Source organism: Corynebacterium atrinae (assembly GCF_030408455.1).
Taxonomy (GTDB): Bacteria; Actinomycetota; Actinomycetes; order Mycobacteriales; family Mycobacteriaceae; genus Corynebacterium; species Corynebacterium atrinae.
This window is the reverse complement of sequence record NZ_CP046977.1, coordinates 1,098,560-1,116,300: the sequence shown is the minus strand read 5'-3', so window position 1 is coordinate 1,116,300 and position 17,741 is coordinate 1,098,560. Positions and strand designations below refer to the sequence as shown.

Annotated in this window: 15 protein-coding genes and 1 pseudogene; 8 read left to right on the top strand and 8 right to left on the bottom strand. The window is 63.1% G+C overall.

The genetic code is table 11. The annotated features are described in order from the left end of the window. Nucleotides 1-2 precede the first annotated feature (2 nt). Entirely contained in the window at nt 3-1,877 is a 1,875-nt protein-coding gene (locus tag CATRI_RS05575; RefSeq protein ID WP_290220458.1) for an acetolactate synthase large subunit, read from the bottom strand. Nucleotides 1,878-2,164: 287 nt separating this feature from the next. On the opposite strand from CATRI_RS05575, the gene CATRI_RS05570 reads away from it, so the two are divergent. The 4 genes from CATRI_RS05570 to CATRI_RS05555 are packed head-to-tail and all read left to right on the top strand — an operon-like array spanning nt 2,165 to nt 7,199. Then, nucleotides 2,165-3,571 carry a mechanosensitive ion channel family protein gene (locus tag CATRI_RS05570; RefSeq protein ID WP_290220456.1) on the top strand — a complete coding sequence of 469 codons (1,407 nt, stop codon included), beginning with the start codon at nt 2,165-2,167 and terminating at the stop codon, nt 3,569-3,571. Between the two features lie 10 nt (nt 3,572-3,581). After that, the gene (locus CATRI_RS05565) at nt 3,582-4,085 is read left to right on the top strand and encodes a PH domain-containing protein (protein WP_353959738.1); all 504 of its coding nucleotides are present in this window, start codon (nt 3,582-3,584) and stop codon (nt 4,083-4,085) included. After that, the gene (ilvD, locus tag CATRI_RS05560; protein ID WP_290220452.1) at nt 4,082-5,926 is read left to right on the top strand and encodes a dihydroxy-acid dehydratase; all 1,845 of its coding nucleotides are present in this window, start codon (nt 4,082-4,084) and stop codon (nt 5,924-5,926) included. Before CATRI_RS05565 ends, ilvD begins: the two co-directional genes overlap by 4 nt. A 10-nt stretch (nt 5,927-5,936) precedes the next feature. Then, on the top strand, nt 5,937-7,199 hold the full coding sequence (locus CATRI_RS05555) for a glycosyltransferase 87 family protein (RefSeq protein WP_290220450.1): 1,263 nt from the start codon (nt 5,937-5,939) through the stop codon (nt 7,197-7,199). Here CATRI_RS05555 and CATRI_RS05550 read toward each other — a convergent pair. After that, nucleotides 7,183-7,995, bottom strand: a complete 813-nt coding sequence (locus CATRI_RS05550; RefSeq protein ID WP_047252905.1) for a DoxX family protein — start codon at nt 7,993-7,995, stop codon at nt 7,183-7,185. The two genes, CATRI_RS05555 and CATRI_RS05550, sit on opposite strands and share 17 nt — an antisense overlap. A gap of 10 nt (nt 7,996-8,005) precedes the next feature. Next, the gene (locus CATRI_RS05545) at nt 8,006-8,716 is read right to left on the bottom strand and encodes an HNH endonuclease family protein (RefSeq protein ID WP_290220447.1); all 711 of its coding nucleotides are present in this window, start codon (nt 8,714-8,716) and stop codon (nt 8,006-8,008) included. Nucleotides 8,717-8,772: 56 nt separating this feature from the next. Between CATRI_RS05545 and CATRI_RS05540 the strand changes: the two are divergent. After that, nucleotides 8,773-9,750 (top strand): annotated as a pseudogene (locus CATRI_RS05540) (glutathione S-transferase family protein); the annotation flags it as partial. Here the strand turns inward: CATRI_RS05540 and CATRI_RS05535 are convergent. Further along, the gene (locus tag CATRI_RS05535) at nt 9,725-10,609 is read right to left on the bottom strand and encodes a LysR family transcriptional regulator ArgP (protein WP_290220445.1); all 885 of its coding nucleotides are present in this window, start codon (nt 10,607-10,609) and stop codon (nt 9,725-9,727) included. The pseudogene CATRI_RS05540 and the gene CATRI_RS05535 overlap by 26 nt on opposite strands. Before the next feature lie 70 nt (nt 10,610-10,679). On the opposite strand from CATRI_RS05535, the gene CATRI_RS05530 reads away from it, so the two are divergent. Then, entirely contained in the window at nt 10,680-11,363 is a 684-nt protein-coding gene (locus CATRI_RS05530) for a LysE/ArgO family amino acid transporter (protein ID WP_290220443.1), read from the top strand. Between the two features lies 1 nt (nt 11,364). Here the strand turns inward: CATRI_RS05530 and mgrA are convergent, their stop codons facing one another. Next, entirely contained in the window at nt 11,365-12,447 is a 1,083-nt protein-coding gene (gene mgrA, locus CATRI_RS05525; protein ID WP_047252902.1) for an L-glyceraldehyde 3-phosphate reductase, read from the bottom strand. A gap of 147 nt (nt 12,448-12,594) precedes the next feature. Here mgrA and CATRI_RS05520 point away from each other — a divergent pair, with 147 nt between their 5' ends. After that, the gene (locus CATRI_RS05520; protein ID WP_290220440.1) at nt 12,595-13,833 is read left to right on the top strand and encodes an Nramp family divalent metal transporter; all 1,239 of its coding nucleotides are present in this window, start codon (nt 12,595-12,597) and stop codon (nt 13,831-13,833) included. A gap of 5 nt (nt 13,834-13,838) precedes the next feature. Here the strand turns inward: CATRI_RS05520 and gatB are convergent, their stop codons facing one another. Both gatB and CATRI_RS05510 read right to left on the bottom strand, forming a co-directional pair. Continuing rightward, on the bottom strand, nt 13,839-15,344 hold the full coding sequence (gene gatB / locus CATRI_RS05515) for an Asp-tRNA(Asn)/Glu-tRNA(Gln) amidotransferase subunit GatB (protein ID WP_290220438.1): 1,506 nt from the start codon (nt 15,342-15,344) through the stop codon (nt 13,839-13,841). Nucleotides 15,345-15,354: 10 nt separating this feature from the next. Then, nucleotides 15,355-15,750, bottom strand: coding sequence for a YciI family protein (locus CATRI_RS05510; RefSeq protein WP_290220436.1), 396 nt, complete (start codon nt 15,748-15,750; stop codon nt 15,355-15,357). Between the two features lie 17 nt (nt 15,751-15,767). Here CATRI_RS05510 and CATRI_RS05505 point away from each other — a divergent pair, with 17 nt between their 5' ends. Then, nucleotides 15,768-16,694, top strand: a complete 927-nt coding sequence (locus CATRI_RS05505) for a PrpF domain-containing protein (protein ID WP_290220434.1) — start codon at nt 15,768-15,770, stop codon at nt 16,692-16,694. Here the strand turns inward: CATRI_RS05505 and CATRI_RS05500 are convergent. Further along, a complete protein-coding gene (locus CATRI_RS05500; protein WP_047252897.1) occupies nt 16,691-17,722 on the bottom strand; it encodes a 6-phosphofructokinase in 1,032 nt (343 codons plus the stop codon). The two genes, CATRI_RS05505 and CATRI_RS05500, sit on opposite strands and share 4 nt — an antisense overlap. Nucleotides 17,723-17,741: the final 19 nt, after the last annotated feature.

Here is a 17,741-nt window from a genome sequence, read left to right as displayed (position 1 = left end):
ACTTAGTTCTCCTTCTGCTGAGCGGACTCGTCGATGGCGGCGTCGATGTCGGCGGGCGTTTCGGCAGCGGACTCCTCGTCGTCGAAGAACGGGCGCAGGCCGAGTGCGTACTGAATCTCCGAGTTTGAAGCCCCGCCGGAGATCATCGGCCACACCTGGGCGTCTTCGCCCACGATGAAGTCGATGACCACGGGCCGGTCATTGATAGCGCGGGCCTTCTCGATCGCGGGTGCGACGTCTTCTTCGCGGGTGACTCGAATGGCGACGCATCCCAGTGCCTCGGCCAGTCCGACGAAGTCGGGAACGTACTCGCCCTGCTCGCGCAGCTTAGTGTTGGAGTAGCGGCCCTCGTAGAAGAGAGTCTGCCACTGCCGAACCATGCCGAGGTTGCCGTTGTTGATCAGGGCAACCTTGATCGGGAAGCCTTCGATGGCACAGGTGGTCAGTTCCTGGTTGGTCATTTGGAAGCAGCCATCACCGTCGATGGCCCAGACCTCAACGTCCGGCTGGCCAGCCTTAGCACCCATGGCTGCGGGAACGGCGTAGCCCATTGTTCCCAGGCCGCCAGAGTTGAGCCAAGTGCGGGGGTTTTCGAAATCCAGGAACTGAGCGGACCACATCTGGTGCTGTCCGACTCCCGCGCAGTAAATAGCCTCCGGGCCAACGATCTTCGACAGCGTTTCGATGACGTACTGCGGGCTCATCATTCCATCGGACTGCTTCTCATAGCCCCGCGGGAATCGTTCCTTGAGGCTGTTCAGGTAGTCGACCCAGGCGCCGACCTCCGGGGCCTCCAAGTTCTTGGAGGATTTGTAGGTGCGCGCCAGCGCCGAGAGGACCTCGCGGGCGTCGCCGACGATCGGGACGGTGACTTCCCTGATCTTGCCAATTTCGGCTGGGTCGATGTCGGCGTGGATGATCTTCGCATCGGGGGCGAAACTGTCGACGTCGCCGGTGACGCGGTCGTCGAAACGCGTACCAATGGCAATCAGCAGATCCGACTGCTGCATGGCACCAACAGCGGGGACAGAACCGTGCATCCCCGGCATACCCATGTTCAGCGGGTGGGAATGCGGGAAAGCGCCCAGGGCCATGAGGGTGGTGACCACGGGGATCCCGGTGTACTCGACGAGTTCGAGCAGTTCCTTATTCGCATCGGCCTTGATCACGCCGCCGCCGATGTAGAAGATGGGGCGCTCGGCCTGCGAGATGAGCTGGACGGCCTGAGAGATCTGGCGGGAGTGCGGCGAGGTAACCGGCTTGTATCCCGGGAGATCAATCTTGGGGGGCCACACAAAGTCGAGCTCGGCGTTTTGGACATCCTTGGGCACGTCAACCAGGACGGGACCCGGACGGCCGGTGTGGGCGAGGTGGAAGGCCTCGGCCATGGCCTGCGGGATGTCCTTCGCGTCGGTGACCATGAAGTTGTGTTTGGTGATGGGCATCGTCACGCCGCGGATGTCGGCCTCTTGGAAGGCGTCGGTACCGAGCAGGCTGCTGCCGACCTGGCCAGTGATAGCGACGACCGGGACGGAGTCCAGGTTGGCATCCGCCAGCGGGGTCACCAGGTTGGTGGCACCCGGACCGGAGGTGGCGATGCAGACGCCAACCTTGCCGGTGGCCTGGGCGTAGCCGGTCGCTGCGTGTCCAGAACCCTGCTCGTGGCGCACGAGTACGTGACGAAGCTTGGTTGAGGAGTAAAGCGGGTCATACAGTGGGAGAACGGCTCCACCGGGCAGTCCGAAGACAATGTCGGTGCCAAGTTCCTCAAGGCTGCGGACGATGGCCTGAGCGCCAGTCATACGCTCGGGGGCCTCTGCAGCTGCGGAAACCTTTTTGGCGACCGTTGCCGGGGTGGGCGATTGCGAAGCTGCCACGTTATCAAGCTCCTAATTCACAGGACATTTTTAATTTGCGGGGCGGCCCACCTTCGACCCCGAGGTGTGAGAGGTCTAAAACGGGCCAAGTCGACGACAGATTAAACAGCGACCACAATGACAAAACCCCCGTCTAGCACTGAAGGTGGGTGCTAGTCGAGGGCGCTTGTCGAGACGACTGGGTAAGGCCGTAGCGGCGAGCGCCGTTAGGTAATTACCACAAGTCGAATGTTGATCATGGCCTTGATGATACACACCCGATTAGCGATCGTCGTATCGTGGTCGGCATGCCCTTGTCCTACATACTCACCCGAACCTGGCAATGGGTCGCCGATCAAGGCCTATCCTTAGCACTTTTGCTGGTCATCGCCCTATTGGTGCCCCGGGTCGGCCGGTTTGCGCAACGTTGGATCAACCGTGGCGTCGAGGAATCCGGCGACGAAGATGAATCTAAAACGAGGCTCGTGGTAGCGGGCGTCTCGATTTACATCGTCCAAATGATCGTCTTCTTCCTCCTGTTGGTCTTCTTCCTTCAGGTGATGGGATTCTCCTTGGCTGGTGCCGCCATCCCCGCCACCGTGGCCTCGGCCGCCGTTGGTTTTGGCGCGCAGTCGATTATCGCGGACTTCCTCGCCGGGTTCTTCATCCTCACCGAGAAGCAGTTCGGCGTCGGCGACTGGGTTCGCTTCCAGGGCAATGGCATCGAGGTCGAGGGCACGGTTATTCAGGTGACCATGCGTGCAACTCGGATCCGCACGCTCGCCGAGGAGACGGTCATCATCCCGAACTCGACGGCGCGCGTGTGTATTAACTCCTCAAACTTCTGGTCGCGGGCGGTGGTGGTCATGCCGGTGCCGCTGCTGGGTTCGCGGAGCCCGCAGGAGACGATCGAGCGATCGGAGTCCGCTACTCGCCGCGCTCTTCGCCGCGAGGACGTCGCCCGCCAGCTGCTCGGCGAGCTGGACGTCCACCCGGCGGTGGGTATCAACCCACCGGCGACCGTGGGCATGCCATGGACCGTCAATATGCGCTTCATGGTGCAGGTCAAGGCCGGTTCCCAATGGCTCGTTGAGCGCGCGATTCGTACCTCCATCCTGGAAGAGTTCTGGGATGAGTACGGCTCCGCCACTACTATCACGGGCGAAGTCCGCGAGACGGTCATCTCGACGTCGCTGGATGCCACGACGCTTCTCGACGCCCCCCGTACCCCCAGCCCGCACGAATCCACCAGCGACGAACGCTCCCGCGTTCCCGACACCTTCCCCGCGGACCATGACCCTGCGGTAGATGACGCCGAAGTAAAGGAAGAAAGGGATTCCGCCGTTTTCCGTTCGGAGGAGTTTGACTCCGGGTGGAAACGATTTGCCTCCATTGGGGGACGGGTGCGGCCGTCGACAAGCTATCTTTTTGTGGCCCTATTCGTGCTGCTCATTCTTAAGGGACTCACCCTCGAGACAGCTGCTTCCTGGGAAGGCAATAGCGGAGTACTGGCCCCGCCACGGGAAACTCCCGTGACCAGCACGCCAGTCGTGCCGAGCTACTCGCCGGAGCCGACGTACACCCAGTCCCCCACGCCGACGCCGACTGTGACGGGAACTCCAACGCAAACCCCCACGGCTGGGACGCCAACCCCGGAGGAAGCCACCACTCCAGCGGAGACCCCAGAGATAGAGCCCACCCCGACCCTGAACTAGCATGGTCGGCATGAGTTCCGACGCCCCCGTTACTTTCCGCCCCGAACGCGCCAACCTCATCGTCGCTTTCCTCATCATCGCCATCGCCGGCTTGGTATTGGGCACGATGTGGCAGTTCTTGTGGATCCTGCTGTTCCCGCTCGCTTTCGTGTACTGGATCCTCCGGGCAAAAACGACGGTAGGCGAAGAAGGTATCGATATCACTTACGCCTTCCGCAGCGGCAAGCAGGTTGGTTGGGACGATCTCAAGGGCGTGGGGTTTAAGGGCTCGCGGGCATTGGCTACGACGAAGGACGGCAAAGAGTACCCCATGCCGGGCGTGACCTTTAATTCTTTGCCTGAGCTCTCGGCGGCTTCGCGTGGCCGGGTCCCCGATGCCCTTTCCGCTGGCCGTGAGGCTGCGGACGACAAGGTCGTCATCATTAACCGGGATGGTGATCAGATCCTCCTGACCAAGGAGGAGTACGCTGCACGTCTAGCAGCTAACCCCGAGACTCCGAGGAGCCAGCAATGATCCCTCTTCGTTCACGCATCACCACAGTCGGACGAAATGCCGCCGGGGCTAGGGCCCTCTGGCGCGCCACGGGCACCAAGGAAAACGAGTTTGGCAAGCCGATCGTGGCCATCGTCAATTCCTACACTCAGTTTGTCCCAGGCCACGTTCATTTGAAGAACGTCGGTGACATCGTCGCCGAGGCCGTTCGTGCGGCCGGGGGCGTGCCCAAGGAGTTCAACACCATCGCGGTCGATGACGGTATCGCCATGGGCCACAGCGGAATGCTCTACTCGCTGCCCAGCCGCGAGATCATCGCCGACTCAGTGGAGTACATGGTCAACGCCCACACCGCGGATGCCATGGTCTGCATCTCCAACTGTGACAAGATCACCCCGGGCATGCTCAACGCCGCGCTACGGCTCAACATCCCCGCCATCTTCGTCTCCGGCGGCCCGATGGAGGCCGGTAAGGCCGTGGTCGTGGACGGTGTCGCGAGCACGGGCCACGCCACCGACTTGATCTCCGCCATCTCAGCCTCGGCGGACGAGTCGGTGTCGGACGCCAACCTCGCCGCCATCGAGGAGTCGGCCTGCCCCACCTGCGGATCTTGCTCCGGCATGTTCACCGCGAACTCGATGAACTGCCTCACTGAGGCGCTGGGGCTGTCTCTGCCGGGTAATGGCACCACGCTTGCTACCCATACGGCTCGGCGCGACCTGTTTACCAAGGCCGGCGAGATGATCGTCGATATGTGTCGCCGCTACTACGGAGAGGAGGATGAATCGGTCCTCCCTCGCAACGTCGCCACCAAGGAAGCCTTTACTAACGCCATGGCTCTCGATATGGCGATGGGCGGCTCGACGAACACTATCCTGCATACCCTCGCCGCAGCACAGGAGGGCGAGATTGACTTCACCCTTCATGACATCGAAGAGATCTCCCACCGGGTGCCCTGCCTGTCCAAGGTGGCACCGAACGGCATCTATCACATCGAGGATGTTCACCGCGCCGGCGGCATCCCCGCCATCCTCGGTGAGCTGCGCCGGGCTGGGCATATCAACGAAGATGTCCACACCGTCGCCTATGACACGGTTGATGGCTGGCTCAATGACTGGGATATCCGCGGCGGCAAAGCCGTCGACGCCGCCGAGGAGCTCTTCCACGCTGCCCCCGGCGGGGTGCGCACGACGGAGCCCTTCTCCCAGTCGAACCGCTGGGACACCCTGGACACCGACGCGGTCAACGGCTGCATCCATGACGTAATGCACGCCCACAGCGCTGACGGCGGCCTCGTCGTTTTGCGAGGTAACCTCGCGCCGGATGGTTCGGTGTTGAAGTCTGCGGGCGTGGAGGAAGAACTGTGGACGTTTACCGGTCCCGCCCGTGTCGTCGATAGCCAGGAGGAGGCCGTCTCGGTCATCCTCAAACGCGAAGTCCAGCCGGGCGAGGTCGTGGTCATCCGTTACGAGGGGCCTGCGGGTGGACCCGGCATGCAGGAAATGCTGCACCCTACGTCTTTCCTTAAGGGTGCGGGCTTGGGAAAGAAGTGCGCCCTGATCACCGATGGTCGTTTCTCCGGCGGTACGTCGGGGCTGTCGGTCGGCCACATCTCCCCCGAGGCTGCCCACGGTGGGCTCATTGGTCTCATCGAAAATGGTGACCCCATCACCATCGACGTCCACACCCGCCGACTCTCCCTGGATGTGCCCGACGAGGAGATAGCGCGGCGTCGGGAAGCAATGGAGGCTTCGGAGAAGCCGTGGACGCCTCGCCGCGAGCGCCACGTGTCCAAGGCATTGCGCGCTTACGCCAAGATGGCCACCTCCGCCGATAAGGGTGCCGTCCGCCACGTAGACTAAAGTTGTCGCGGTGAATATCGCTGCAGAAAAACCCGCCACTCTCCCCCAGTCATTCATCCTTCGGATCGTGACTGTGCTGGGATTGCTGGCGGGTTTCGGCGCTGTGGGGCGGCAAATCGACTTCACCACCTTCCCCGTGGACATGGTTGTCTACCGCGAAGGCGTGGTTGCGTTCCTCGAGGGGCGCGAAATGTACTCAGTGCGTATGCCAGCTGGGGGTGTCGAATTACCCTTCATCTACCCGCCGTTTGGCGCCCTCGTGCTGGTGCCGCTGTCCATTCCCGGCGTCTTCTCCGACGATCAGGCGGGCAATATCATGCTGTCGGTGTCGGCGGTCTTGATCTTGGTGTGCCTGTTTTTTGTCCTGCGCACCGTCACCGCCGGCAAGGTTGATCGCCTGTCGCTCTATGCGCTGTCGTCCGTGGCGTGGGCGGCGATGATGCTCATCGAGCCGGTCTATCTCAACTCAAGCTATGCGCAGATCAACGTCATCCTCATGGCGTTGGTCATCCTCGACATCGTCCCGCGCAAGCGCTGGCTACCGCAGGGAACGCTCATCGGAATCGCGGCGGCCATCAAGCTCTCCCCGCTGGCGATGCTGTTGTATTTCCTTCTGCGTGGGAAGCTTCGCCCTATCTTCGTGGCGGTGGCGTCCGCGCTCATCGCCACCGGGGCGGCGGCGCTCGTGCGTTGGGATGCCACCGTGGAGTTCTTTTCCTCCGTGCTGCTGGGCATGGGCACGGAAGCCGAGTTCGGCGTGGACTCGACCTACCAGTCCAACAGCTCCCTCAAAGGCATGATCATGCGCTGGTACTCCACCGCAGACAGCCTCGCGGCACATGGCACGCAGGTCAACATCATCTGGCTCGGACTTGTCGTCCTCACCATCGGGTTGGGTGGGTGGCTGATGTGGGCACTGATCCGAAGGGGAATGCTTATCGACGCCGCCCTGGTCAACGCCTTCATCATGCTGCTGGTCTCACCGGTGTCGTGGTCCCACCACTGGGTCTGGCTGGCGCTAGCCCTTCCGGTGCTCGGCTGGCGCTGCGTGACCACGTTCGGGGTACCCGTGGGGCTCAGCGCCCTGACGCTTGTGTGGACCTGGCTGGTCCTGCAGGAGCCGCCGAAGTGGTGGTACGGAGACAATTACGACGTCCACTCCCTGACCTACGTGGAGAAGTTTCTCATCTCCGACTTCGTGTGGTTGGCGATCGCGACGATGATCGCCATCGCCGTCAACCTGCGGAAAGTCCCGCTTAGTTCAGCGGATTAGTGCCCGCGCCGAACCACCACAGGGCGACGCCACCGGCGATGGCCAGGAGGACGAAGACCCAGGAGCTCACGAGCGGACGACGGGCCCAGCTACGCCCATAGTCGAATGAGTACAGGCCCGGGCCAGTGAACTGCAGCGCCACGGAGATCCCCAGCAACACCACCGAGAGCCAGACGGCCTCGGACCATGCGAAGACGTTGAGTCCGGCGCCGGTGCCCGTGAGGGCGTGCAATGCGGTGAAGGACGAGGCGATCGTCGCGATCATGGCGAAGAACGGCGTAATGAGGCCAAGCACCAAGAACACGCCCGCGGCCAGCTGCAGCGAAGGAATGATAATCGCCAGAGCGCTCGGGACGAGGTAACCAGCGAACTCCGCTTCCAGCCCGGAGATACCGGCGTTGCCGCCGAGACGGAAGAAGGTGCCCACGGCCTCGAGGATGAGCCACACGCCCAGCAGCAGCCGGACGATCAGCAGACCGAAGTCAGTGGTGCCTCGGCGGTAGTCCGGGGCGGCGGTCTCTTCTACCTCTGTAGCCACGAAAGGATCAGAGGTGAAGGCGGCGGGAGCAGGGGCAACCGGCTCGCGATCAAAAGACACGGTCTCATACGACGGAGCCGGCGTCGGTGCGAAGTCCTGGTCGCGGTAGCTGGGTTCGGCGGCCGGGATCTCTTGCGGCGGGACGCGGCCCGCCCGGTCAAACATGGTGGTTTCCTGCTGAGAGGAGTAGGTGGGAACGTCAATGCCATCGTTGTCGGGAGAATTGGCGTTGTCCGGGGTCAGGTTTTTCTCGCTCATGCCTGCCAGGTTATGACACCGACCCCGTTTTTCCTGCGACCATACCCGGCGAGCCGTCACACCGGGCCAATTCTCGGGCCAACGCATCTTTCTCCGCAGCCGTGACTGACAGGCCATAACGACCTTTCACGGCGACGATGCGTTGGGCGTAGTCACACCGGAATGCCTTGTTGGGCGGCAGCCACGTCGCGGCATCACCCGCGCCTTTTTGTTGATTGAGCCCGGCATCGACGGCCAGCAGGTTCAGCGGGTCATTGGCAAAGTCACGGCGCGTGTCCTCGTCCCAGGCCTGCGCTCCCTTGGCCCACGCGTCCGCTAATGCGACCACGTGATCGATGTGGAGCTGGTTGTCGCCGCGCACGAAGGCGATGGGTGTGCCGCTGTAGGGGTCGTCGAGCGTTCCGGACTCCACGAGGCAGCCAAAGGTTCCGGGCCTGATCTGCGGGTCGGTGAGGTCCCGGCGCAAAATATCGTTGCGAGTATCGCAGCCATTATGGCCCCCGTCCACCCGGACGTCATCGCTCCACCGCTGGCCGAACAGGTCGCGGTCATAGCCGGTCATGGGCGCGCGCCCCTTGACCTCGAGGGCGTCGAGGTCCGCAGGGACCACTGGTGCGGCCGGCACGACGCTGACGACGGTGGTGGGCGCGGGTACGTCGACAAGCAGTCCGCCGCCGACGGCGACGAACACAATGGCGATGAGGAGCGCGATCCTTTTCATGTCGCCTCACACCGTAGCAACCACCCCAGACACAACAATCGTGTAGGGTTGTTGATATGACATCAACTAAGGAATGGGCAGGCGACGCCCACAACGCCTCGACCGACGGCGAATTCGTCCGCGATACCAACTACATCGACGACCGGATCGTCAACACCGTCGATGAGGTCGTCGAACAGCCCGACGGCACCTTCCATTGGCCCGTCGAACCCGGCCGCTACCGCCTCGTCGCCGCCCGCGCGTGCCCCTGGGCCCACCGCGCCGTCATCGTCCGCCAACTCATGGGACTCGAAGACGTCATTTCCCTCGGCCTGACCGGCCCCACCCATGACAAGCGCTCGTGGACTTTTGACCTGGACCCGGACGGCCTCGACCCCGTTCTGGGCATCCCCCGCCTGCAGGACGCGTACCTCAAACGATTCCCCGACTATCCCCGCGGCATCACTGTTCCTGCGATGGTGGACATCCCCACCGGTCAGGTCGTGACCAATGACTATCCCTCACTGGTGCGCGACCTCATCACTCAATGGGGTGACTATGCCCGCCCGGACGCCCCAGACCTGTGGCCCGCCGATCATGTCGAGGAGATGGACCAGCTCAATGAGTGGATCTTCACCGAGGTCAACAACGGCGTCTACCGCTGCGGCTTCGCCGGATCCCAGGAGGCCTATGACAAGGCCTACGACCGCCTCTGGACAGCCTTGGACAAGCTGGAAGAACGCTTGAGCACCCGCCGTTACCTCGTCACCGATCACATCACCGAGACAGACATCCGCCTGTTCACCACCCTCGTGCGTTTTGATGCCGTCTACCACGGGCATTTCAAAGCCAACCGCAACAAGATCACCGAGATGCCCAACCTCTGGGGCTACCTGCGCGAGCTCTATCAGATGCCCGGATTCGGTGACACCACCGATTTCGAGCAGATCAAGGAGCACTATTACGTGGTGCACAAGGAAGTCAATCCCACCCAGATCGTGCCCAAGGGCCCCGACCTATCCGGCCTGCTCACCCCGCATGGGCGGGAGGCAATACGCTAGCGGCATCCCGCACGGCAGTGGTGAGCCGCTCCACCAGCTCCGATTCGAGCCGCCAGCGCTGCCAATACAAGGGCACGTCCACGATGTCGTCATCCAACGTGACCAACTCCCCCGACTCCACCAACTCGGAAGCCTGAAGCAGGGGCAACAACGCCCACCCCAGGCCCACGCGCGTGGCTTCCACAAAGGCCTCGGACGAGGGGATCTGCGAGATGGCGCGCTGGCGCCGGACCGTTTCATCAAGGCGGCCGTCGAGGTCGGCGTCCTGCAACGCATCATTGGGCCCGAACCTCAACGCGGGCATGCGAGCCCAATCGATGGTTCCGTCCACGGTGTAGTCCTCCTTGAGCTGCGGCGTCGACACTGCCCGATAGCGCATCACGCCGAGCTCTAGCGTGTCGCACCCGGACACCGGGGTAGCCTCCCGCGTGATCGCCCCGAGCACATCGCCCCGCCTCAACAGGGCCAGAGTGCGGGCCTCACCTTCTTCTCGCAGCCGCAGGACCGCGGAGCCCATGCGGGCGACGTCGGCGAGCGCGGGGCGAAACCACGTCGCCAGGGAATCCGCGTTGACCGCCACGGACAGCGGGACGCGCTCCGGGCGGGTGCTTAGTTGCGCGTTGGTTTCCGCCTGGAGCAAGGCCATGCGGCGGGCGGCCTGGACCATGACCTCGCCGGCCTCGGTCGGGCTGGCCGGGCTGGTGCGCTGAACAAGCACTCGGCCAACCTGAGCTTCCAGCGCCTTGATCCGTTGACTCACCGCCGATGGGGACACTCCCAGCACCGCGGCGGCGATTTCAAAGCTGCCTTCGTCGACGACGGCGAGCAGTGTTTCCAGGTGGATCGGGTTCATGAAGCAATTCTAAACCAGGTTGCAGAAATGTAATTGGTCTTAAGTTCTCAGCTAAAGGAGAATATCGCTCATGTCGATTATGCTCGCCGGGTTCTTCCTCGGACTCTCCCTCATCATCGCGGTCGGGCCGCAGAACATCCTGCTGATCAAGCAGGGTATCCGCCGCGAAGGCATCACCGCCGTCATCATCGTCTGTGTGCTTTCCGACATCGTCCTCATCACCGGTGGCATCGCCGGTGTAGGCATCCTCGTAGAAAAGGCCCCCCTCGTTCTCGAGGTCCTGCGCTGGGGAGGCGCGGTTTATCTGCTCTGGTTTGCCTGGCGCACCTTCAAAGACGCCCTGCACCCGGGCTCCGTGACCGTCGTCGACGAGGCCCCAACTGGACAGCCGGAAGGCACCGGCGGAAGCAGCGCGGTCTTGACCAAGACCAGGCTCCGGCAACGGACCCACGCAACGCAACGACCGGTGTGGTTTAAACCGATGCTCATGGCCATCGCACTGACCTGGCTCAACCCCGCCGCCTACGTCGACGTGGTGGTCATGGTCGGCGGCATAGCCAATCAGTATGGCGAGGAAGGCCGCTGGCTCTTCGGCCTTGGAGCCTTGGGCGCGACCTTCCTCTGGTTCCCACTCGTTGGCTACGGCGCTGGCCTCCTGCGCAAGCCACTATCCAAGCCCGAGGTGTGGCGCTGGCTCAACTTCATCATCACCGGCGTCCTGGTCGCCCTCGCCCTCAAGCTGATCCTGATGTAACTTACTCGTCTCCGTGGATCCGGGAGGCCGTGGCGTCTGCCCAAATGTTGATCCCGGCGTCTCGGGCAACCTCATCGATGGCAGCGAGTTCGGCGGCGCTGAACTCCAAGTGGTTGAGGGTATCGAGGTTCTCATCCAGCTGGGTCACCGAGGACGATCCAATGAGCGCTGACGTCACGGTCTCTGCCCCGTAGTCACCCTGCTCGCGCAGCACCCATGCCAGCGACATCTGGGCGAGCGACTGCCCGCGCTCCTGAGCGATGTCGTTGAGCCGGGACACCATCTCCAGGTTTTCCTCACTGAGCATCTCACCCGAGAGGGACTTCTGCGCAGCTGCGCGCGACCCCGACGGCACGCCCTTCAGGTAACGGCTGGTGAGCAGGCCCTGCGCCAACGGCGAGAAGGCGATGACACCGAGGCCATTGTCGGCGGCGGCGGTGAGGAGCGAATCGCCGTCCTCGCCCGGTTCCTCGACCCAACGGTTGACGATGGAATAGCTCGGCTGGTGGATCAGCAGCGGGCAACCCTCTTCGGCCATGAACTCCGCGGCCTCCGCTGTGAGCTCGGGACCATAGGAAGAAATACCCACGTAGAGGGCCTTGCCGGACGCCACAATGTCGCGCAGGGCGTACATCGTTTCCTCCAGGGGGGTCTCCGGGTCCGGACGGTGGTGGTAGAAGATGTCGACGTAGTCCAGGCCCATGCGCTCCAACGACTGATCAAGCGAGGCCATGAGGTACTTGCGCGAGCCACCGAAGCCGTAGGGCCCCGGCCACATGTCCCAGCCGGCCTTGGAGGAGATGACGAGCTCGTCGCGGTAAGGCTTGAAATCCTCCGCGAAAATGCGACCGAAGTTGGTCTCCGCCGAGCCGATCGGCGGGCCGTAGTTGTTGGCCAGGTCGAAGTGGGTGACTCCCCGATCGAAGGCGCGGCGCAGGATGGAGCGCTGGGTCTCTAGCGGCTTATCGTCGCCGAAGTTGTGCCACATTCCGAGGGAGATGGCGGGCAATTTCAGGCCCGACCGTCCCACTCGGCGATACGGCATGGAGTCATAGCGGTTATCTGACGGGTGATAGGTGCTCATAGAGAACCATTGTGCCAGTGGACCAGGCCGGTGGACCTCCACGCTTAAATTCTCAGCGTATTTATATCTACCAAATGACCGAATCCTGTGTTAGCCTCGTCACATTTCCGGTCAGGCCTATGCCTCTCAATGAAAGGACCCTCCGCGATGTCCTCACCACCCACCTCCCGTAAATGGACGGTCATTGGCCCCGGTCTGGTGGCAGCGGCCACCGGAGTCGGCTCTGGCGACCTCGTGGCCACTCTCATCGCCGGCCAGCGCTATGGCTACGCGCTCCTCTGGGCATGCGTAGCTGGAACGCTCATGAAAATCGTCCTCGTCGAGGGGGTGGGCCGCTATACGCTAGCCACCGGCAACACCATCTTCCACGGCTGGTCCACGCTGGGTAAGTGGACGACCTGGTACTTCGCCCCCTACATCGTTATCTGGGGCTTCGTGTACGGCGCTGCCGCCATGAGCGCCTCCGGCATGGCGCTGGCCGCCCTCTTCCCCGGAACTCCCCTCCTCATGTGGGCGGTGTTCTCCGGCTTGATCGGTTTCGGCCTGACGTGGCTGGGCCACTACAAAATGTTCGAGAAAGTCATCGCGTTTCTCGTGGCAATCATGTTCCTCACGGTGGTGGGTATCGCCACCTTGTCACTGCGTAACCTGCCGGAAATTCTCACCGGCCTCATCCCGACGCTTCCCGAGGGATCCTTTGTCTACGTCCTCTCCCTCGCCGGAGGTGTGGGCGGCACCATCACGCTCGCCGCTTACGGCTACTGGCTGCATGAAAAGAAATGGGACTCACCACCGTGGATGAAGGTCATGCGCCTGAACAATTCAGTGGCCTACATCGTCACCGGCATTTTCGTCGTCGCCATGCTCATCGTCGGCGGCGACCTGCTCTACAGCGCGAACATCGCGGTGTCCTCCGGCGACAAGGGTCTCGTGGATCTGGCCGAGGTGCTCAATGACCGGTATGGATCAGGAATGGCCACCGTCTTCCTCGTGGGATTTTGGGCCGCAGCCGTGTCCTCCGTCATCGGCGTGTGGAACGGCGTGTCCATGATGTTCGCCGACTTCATCGGCCACCTACGCAAGCTCCCCAAGGATCATCCAGATACCCGCTCGGGTGGGAAATACTACCGCTGGTACATCCTGTGGTTAACGTTCCCCCCGATGCTTCTGCTGTTCCTGGGCCGCCCGACAGCGCTGGTCATCGCCTATGGCGTCCTGGGCGCGTTCTTCATGCCATTCCTCGGGCTGACCCTGCTCATCCTGCTCAACACGAAACGCACACCACAGGAGTGGCGCAACGGGTGGTTCAGCAACACCCTCATGGCGATCATTTCGGCGTCGTTCGTGTTTATCTGCGTCACCGAGATCGCCAAGCTGCTGACGTAGCGCAGCTACGCCAGCTTCTCGGCGATGAGCTTGTTCACCTGGGCCGGATCGGCCTTGCCACGGGTGGCCTTCATGACGGCTCCGACGATCGCGCCGGTGACCTTCGTGTTGCCCGCGCGGTACTTTTCCACGATGTCCGGGTTGGCGGCCAGGGCCTCGTCGACGGCGGCCTCGATGGCGCCGTCATCGCGCACGACCTCCAGGCCGCGCTGGGCGACGACCTCGTCCACATCGCCCTCACCAGCGAGGACGCCGTCGACGGCTTGGCGCCCGAGCTTGGTGGTCAGTTTCCCTTCCTTGACCAAGGCGATGACGCGGGCGACCTGCTCCGGGGTGATTGCCAGGGCATCCAGATCCGCCTCGGCTTCCTTCGCTTTCGCCGCCAGGTAGTTGACCCACCAGGCGCGGGCCTCGTCGGGGGTGGAGCCTTCCTCGACGGTGGCGATGATGAGTTCCAAGGCGCCAGCGTTGACGAGGTCGCGCATCTCGGCGTCGGGGAGCTTCCACTCCTCCTGAATACGGGCGCGGCGGACCCACGGCAGCTCGGGCAGCGTCGCCCGGATTTCTTCCACCCATTCCTTCGGGGCGATGACCGGCGGCAGATCCGGATCGTTGAAGTAGCGGTAGTCCTCGGAGGTCTCCTTCGGGCGCCCCTTGGAGGTGGTGCCGTCCGTCTCCTGGTAGTGGCGGGTTTCCTGGACGATGACCTCGCCATTTTCAATGGCGGCTGCCTGGCGCATCATCTCAAAGCGCACAGCCTGCTCGACGGACTTGAGGGAGTTGATGTTCTTCGTCTCGGTGCGGGTGCCAAATTCCTCTTGACCAATGGGGCGCAGAGAGAGGTTGGAATCCACGCGCATGGAACCTTGATCCATGCGGGCATCGGACACCCCGAGCGCCTTAACCAGGTCACGCAGGGCGGAGACATAGGCCTTGGCGATCTCCGGGGCACGCGAGCCTGCGCCCTCGATCGGCTTGGTCACGATCTCGATGAGGGGGATGCCCGCGCGGTTGCAGTCCACCAGCGAAGCAGTGGCGCCGTGGATGCGCCCCGAGGTGCCGCCCAGGTGGGTGAGCTTACCGGTGTCTTCTTCCATGTGGGCGCGCTCGATCTCCACGCGCCACTCGGTGCCGTCGAGGAGCTGGACGTCCAGGTAACCGTTGTAGGCAATCGGCTCGTCGTACTGGGAGATCTGGTAATTCTTCGGCTGATCCGGGTAGAAGTAGTTCTTCCGGGCGAAACGCGAGGACTCCGCGATGGAGCAGTTCAGTGCCAGACCGATCTTGATGGCCCATTCAACGCCCTTGGCATTGACCACGGGCAACGCACCGGGCAGGCCGAGGGAGACGGGATCGACGTGAGAGTTCGGGGCCGCGCCGAAATGAGCGGAGCTTGCGGAGAACATCTTCGTCTCCGTGGCTAATTCAACGTGGACCTCCAGGCCCATGACGGGGTCAAACTTCACCAGAACGTCGTCGAAATCCATCAAGTCATACATCGGGGCAGTCATGGGCCAGATTTTAGCCCGTCTCGCCCTCATCGTCCGCCATCGGGGCGCCATAGGCCGTGCGCAGCTCCAACCACTCTCGTAGAGGTACCCCATCCTTGCCGGGGGCGGCCGCGAGCTCGGCGGCGAGTTCCCTGGCCCGGCGGGCCGAGGGGACGTCGATAAGCATCCAGCCAGCCACCAGGGCCTTGGAAGCGGGGACCGCGCGGGTGGAGCCGTCGGCGGTGATCAATTCGGCCTCCTCTGACAGCGCGAGACTGTCCACGAACTCACCGCTGGCGCGCAGCTTGTCGGCGAATCGGTCCATGTAGTCGACGTGGGCGCGAACATCGTCCGGTGTCCACGTGGACATGGGAGGGAAGTCGGCGGGGACGCCGCGATAGTGCTTGATCAGTGCGTAGCGGGGCATTTTTATAGGATACGGGAATGAGACTTTCCATCATTCGCGGCGGAACCAGCCGAGCAGTCTTCCTTCACCTGCGTGATCTGCCTGCTCTCCCGGCCGATCGCGATGAGCTGTGCCTGCGGTTGATCGGGAGCCCCGATCCCCTGGCCATTGATGGGCTCGGTGGCGGGGTCTCGTCCAACAGCAAGGTGATGTTTGTTGGCCTACCGCCTGAGCATCCAGATTGTCCGCCGAATGTCGACCTGGTCAGTGTGTTCGCGCAGGTCTCCCCCACCGAGTCCCACGTCGATTGGTCTGGCAATTGCGGCAATATCTCTGCCGCCATCTCGACGTTTGCCGTCCACCACGGGCTGATAAGCCCGCGGGAGACCGTCCGCGTGTGGAATGCCAACACCGACAGCATCTTCGAGCTTTCCCATTCAGGTGAGCGTATCGACGTCCGCTTCCTCGCCCCCGGCACACTCGGCCCGCGAGTCATCCTCCCGGACAGTGGCCTTGAGGCCAGCCTCGTCGACATCGCCAATCCGATTGCGATGCTGCGGGCTGCTGACGTGGGCATAGATACGTGTGCCACTCCGGCCGCGCTCAACGCCGATGAGGAACTCCTCGACCGACTCGAGGAAATTCGCCAGGAAGCGGCAGGCCTCATGGGCCTGGACGGCCCCGTGCTTCCCCGCCTGGCATTACTCGGCGAGGGAGACCCGCTGCCCGTTCTCATGACCTCGGTTGGGCGGGTACACCATGCCCTGCCCGCGACGGGCATCCTGGGTATCGGCGGCGCGCTCGCCCTCGGCGGCACCATTGCTGATCGGCCACCAAGCACAGAAACCGTCCTCCGGCACCCGAAGGGCACCGTGACGGTTTCGGCTTCAGTAGTGGACGGCGAGTTGGAGTGGGTTGCACTTGCCCGCAGCGCCCGCCTCATCATGGACGGCGAAGGCTTCTAGCCAAACATCGCCTGCGCGGTGGTGTAGCGATCCAGCGGCACGGTCTTGAGGTGACCCACGGCGACGTCGAGGGGGATGTTGATGATCCGCTCGCCGTCAAGCGCGACACAGGTGCCGAACTTGCCCTCATGCACCGCGCGGGTGGCGCGCACGCCGTAGCGCGTAGCCAGGACGCGGTCGAAGGCGGTGGGGGTGCCGCCACGCTGAATGTGACCCAGAACGGTGGTGCGGACATCGTGGCCCAGGCGAGCGTGAATTTCATCGGCGACCTGCTGGCCAATGCCGGTGAACAGCTCGTGGCCGAACTGGTCAACGCCACCGGAACGCAGCTCCATGGTGCCCTCCTTCGGGGCGGCACCTTCGGCGACGACGATGATGCCGTACTTCTCGCCCATCTGGAAACGGCGCTCCATGGCCTTGCAGATTTCCGCGATGTCGAAGGGCACCTCGGGAATGACGGTGTAGTGGGCGCCGCCGGCGAGGCCAGCGTGCAAAGCAATCCAGCCCACGTGGCGGCCCATGACCTCCACGATGAGGATGCGGTTGTGAGACTCCGCGGTGGTGTGGAGGCGATCCACCGCATCGGTGGCCACGGCCACGGCAGTATCAAACCCGAAGGTGTAATCGGTGCCGTAGACGTCATTATCAATGGTCTTGGGAACGCCGACAACCGGAATGCCGTTATCGGAGAGCCACTTGGCGCCCTTGAGGGTGCCTTCGCCGCCGATGGGGATCAGGGCATCAATCTTGGCGTCCGCAAGGTTAGCCTTGATCTGGTCAAGGCCAGCCTTGAACTTATCCGGGTGCAGACGGCCCGTGCCGAGGATGGTGCCACCGCGCAGCAGGATGCGGTCAATGTTCTCGTCGTCGTAGAGATCAACGCGACGGTCCTCCATGAGACCGACCCAGCCGTCTTCGTACCCGACGACTGTCGAGCCGAATTCGGCGCTGGCGGTGCGGACGATTCCGCGGATAACTGCGTTGAGTCCGGGGCAGTCGCCGCCGGAGGTAAGGGTGGCAAGTCGCATGACCTCCACTCTATCCCCG

What these genes read in the sequence shown, in the direction of transcription:
- CATRI_RS05510 (WP_290220436.1), bottom strand. Translation starts at nt 15,750, where the DNA reads ATGCCCCGCTACGCACTGATCAAGCACTATCGCGGCGTCCCCGCCGAC.
- CATRI_RS05545 (WP_290220447.1), bottom strand. Translation starts at nt 8,716, where the DNA reads ATGAAAAGGATCGCGCTCCTCATCGCCATTGTGTTCGTCGCCGTCGGC.
- CATRI_RS05520 (WP_290220440.1), top strand. Translation starts at nt 12,595, where the DNA reads ATGTCCTCACCACCCACCTCCCGTAAATGGACGGTCATTGGCCCCGGT.
- CATRI_RS05570 (WP_290220456.1), top strand. Translation starts at nt 2,165, where the DNA reads ATGCCCTTGTCCTACATACTCACCCGAACCTGGCAATGGGTCGCCGAT.
- CATRI_RS05530 (WP_290220443.1), top strand. Translation starts at nt 10,680, where the DNA reads ATGTCGATTATGCTCGCCGGGTTCTTCCTCGGACTCTCCCTCATCATC.
- CATRI_RS05565 (WP_353959738.1), top strand. Translation starts at nt 3,582, where the DNA reads ATGAGTTCCGACGCCCCCGTTACTTTCCGCCCCGAACGCGCCAACCTC.
- mgrA (WP_047252902.1), bottom strand. Translation starts at nt 12,447, where the DNA reads ATGAGCACCTATCACCCGTCAGATAACCGCTATGACTCCATGCCGTAT.
- gatB (WP_290220438.1), bottom strand. Translation starts at nt 15,344, where the DNA reads ATGACTGCCCCGATGTATGACTTGATGGATTTCGACGACGTTCTGGTG.
- CATRI_RS05500 (WP_047252897.1), bottom strand. Translation starts at nt 17,722, where the DNA reads ATGCGACTTGCCACCCTTACCTCCGGCGGCGACTGCCCCGGACTCAAC.
- ilvD (WP_290220452.1), top strand. Translation starts at nt 4,082, where the DNA reads ATGATCCCTCTTCGTTCACGCATCACCACAGTCGGACGAAATGCCGCC.
- CATRI_RS05550 (WP_047252905.1), bottom strand. Translation starts at nt 7,995, where the DNA reads ATGAGCGAGAAAAACCTGACCCCGGACAACGCCAATTCTCCCGACAAC.
- CATRI_RS05535 (WP_290220445.1), bottom strand. Translation starts at nt 10,609, where the DNA reads ATGAACCCGATCCACCTGGAAACACTGCTCGCCGTCGTCGACGAAGGC.
- CATRI_RS05505 (WP_290220434.1), top strand. Translation starts at nt 15,768, where the DNA reads ATGAGACTTTCCATCATTCGCGGCGGAACCAGCCGAGCAGTCTTCCTT.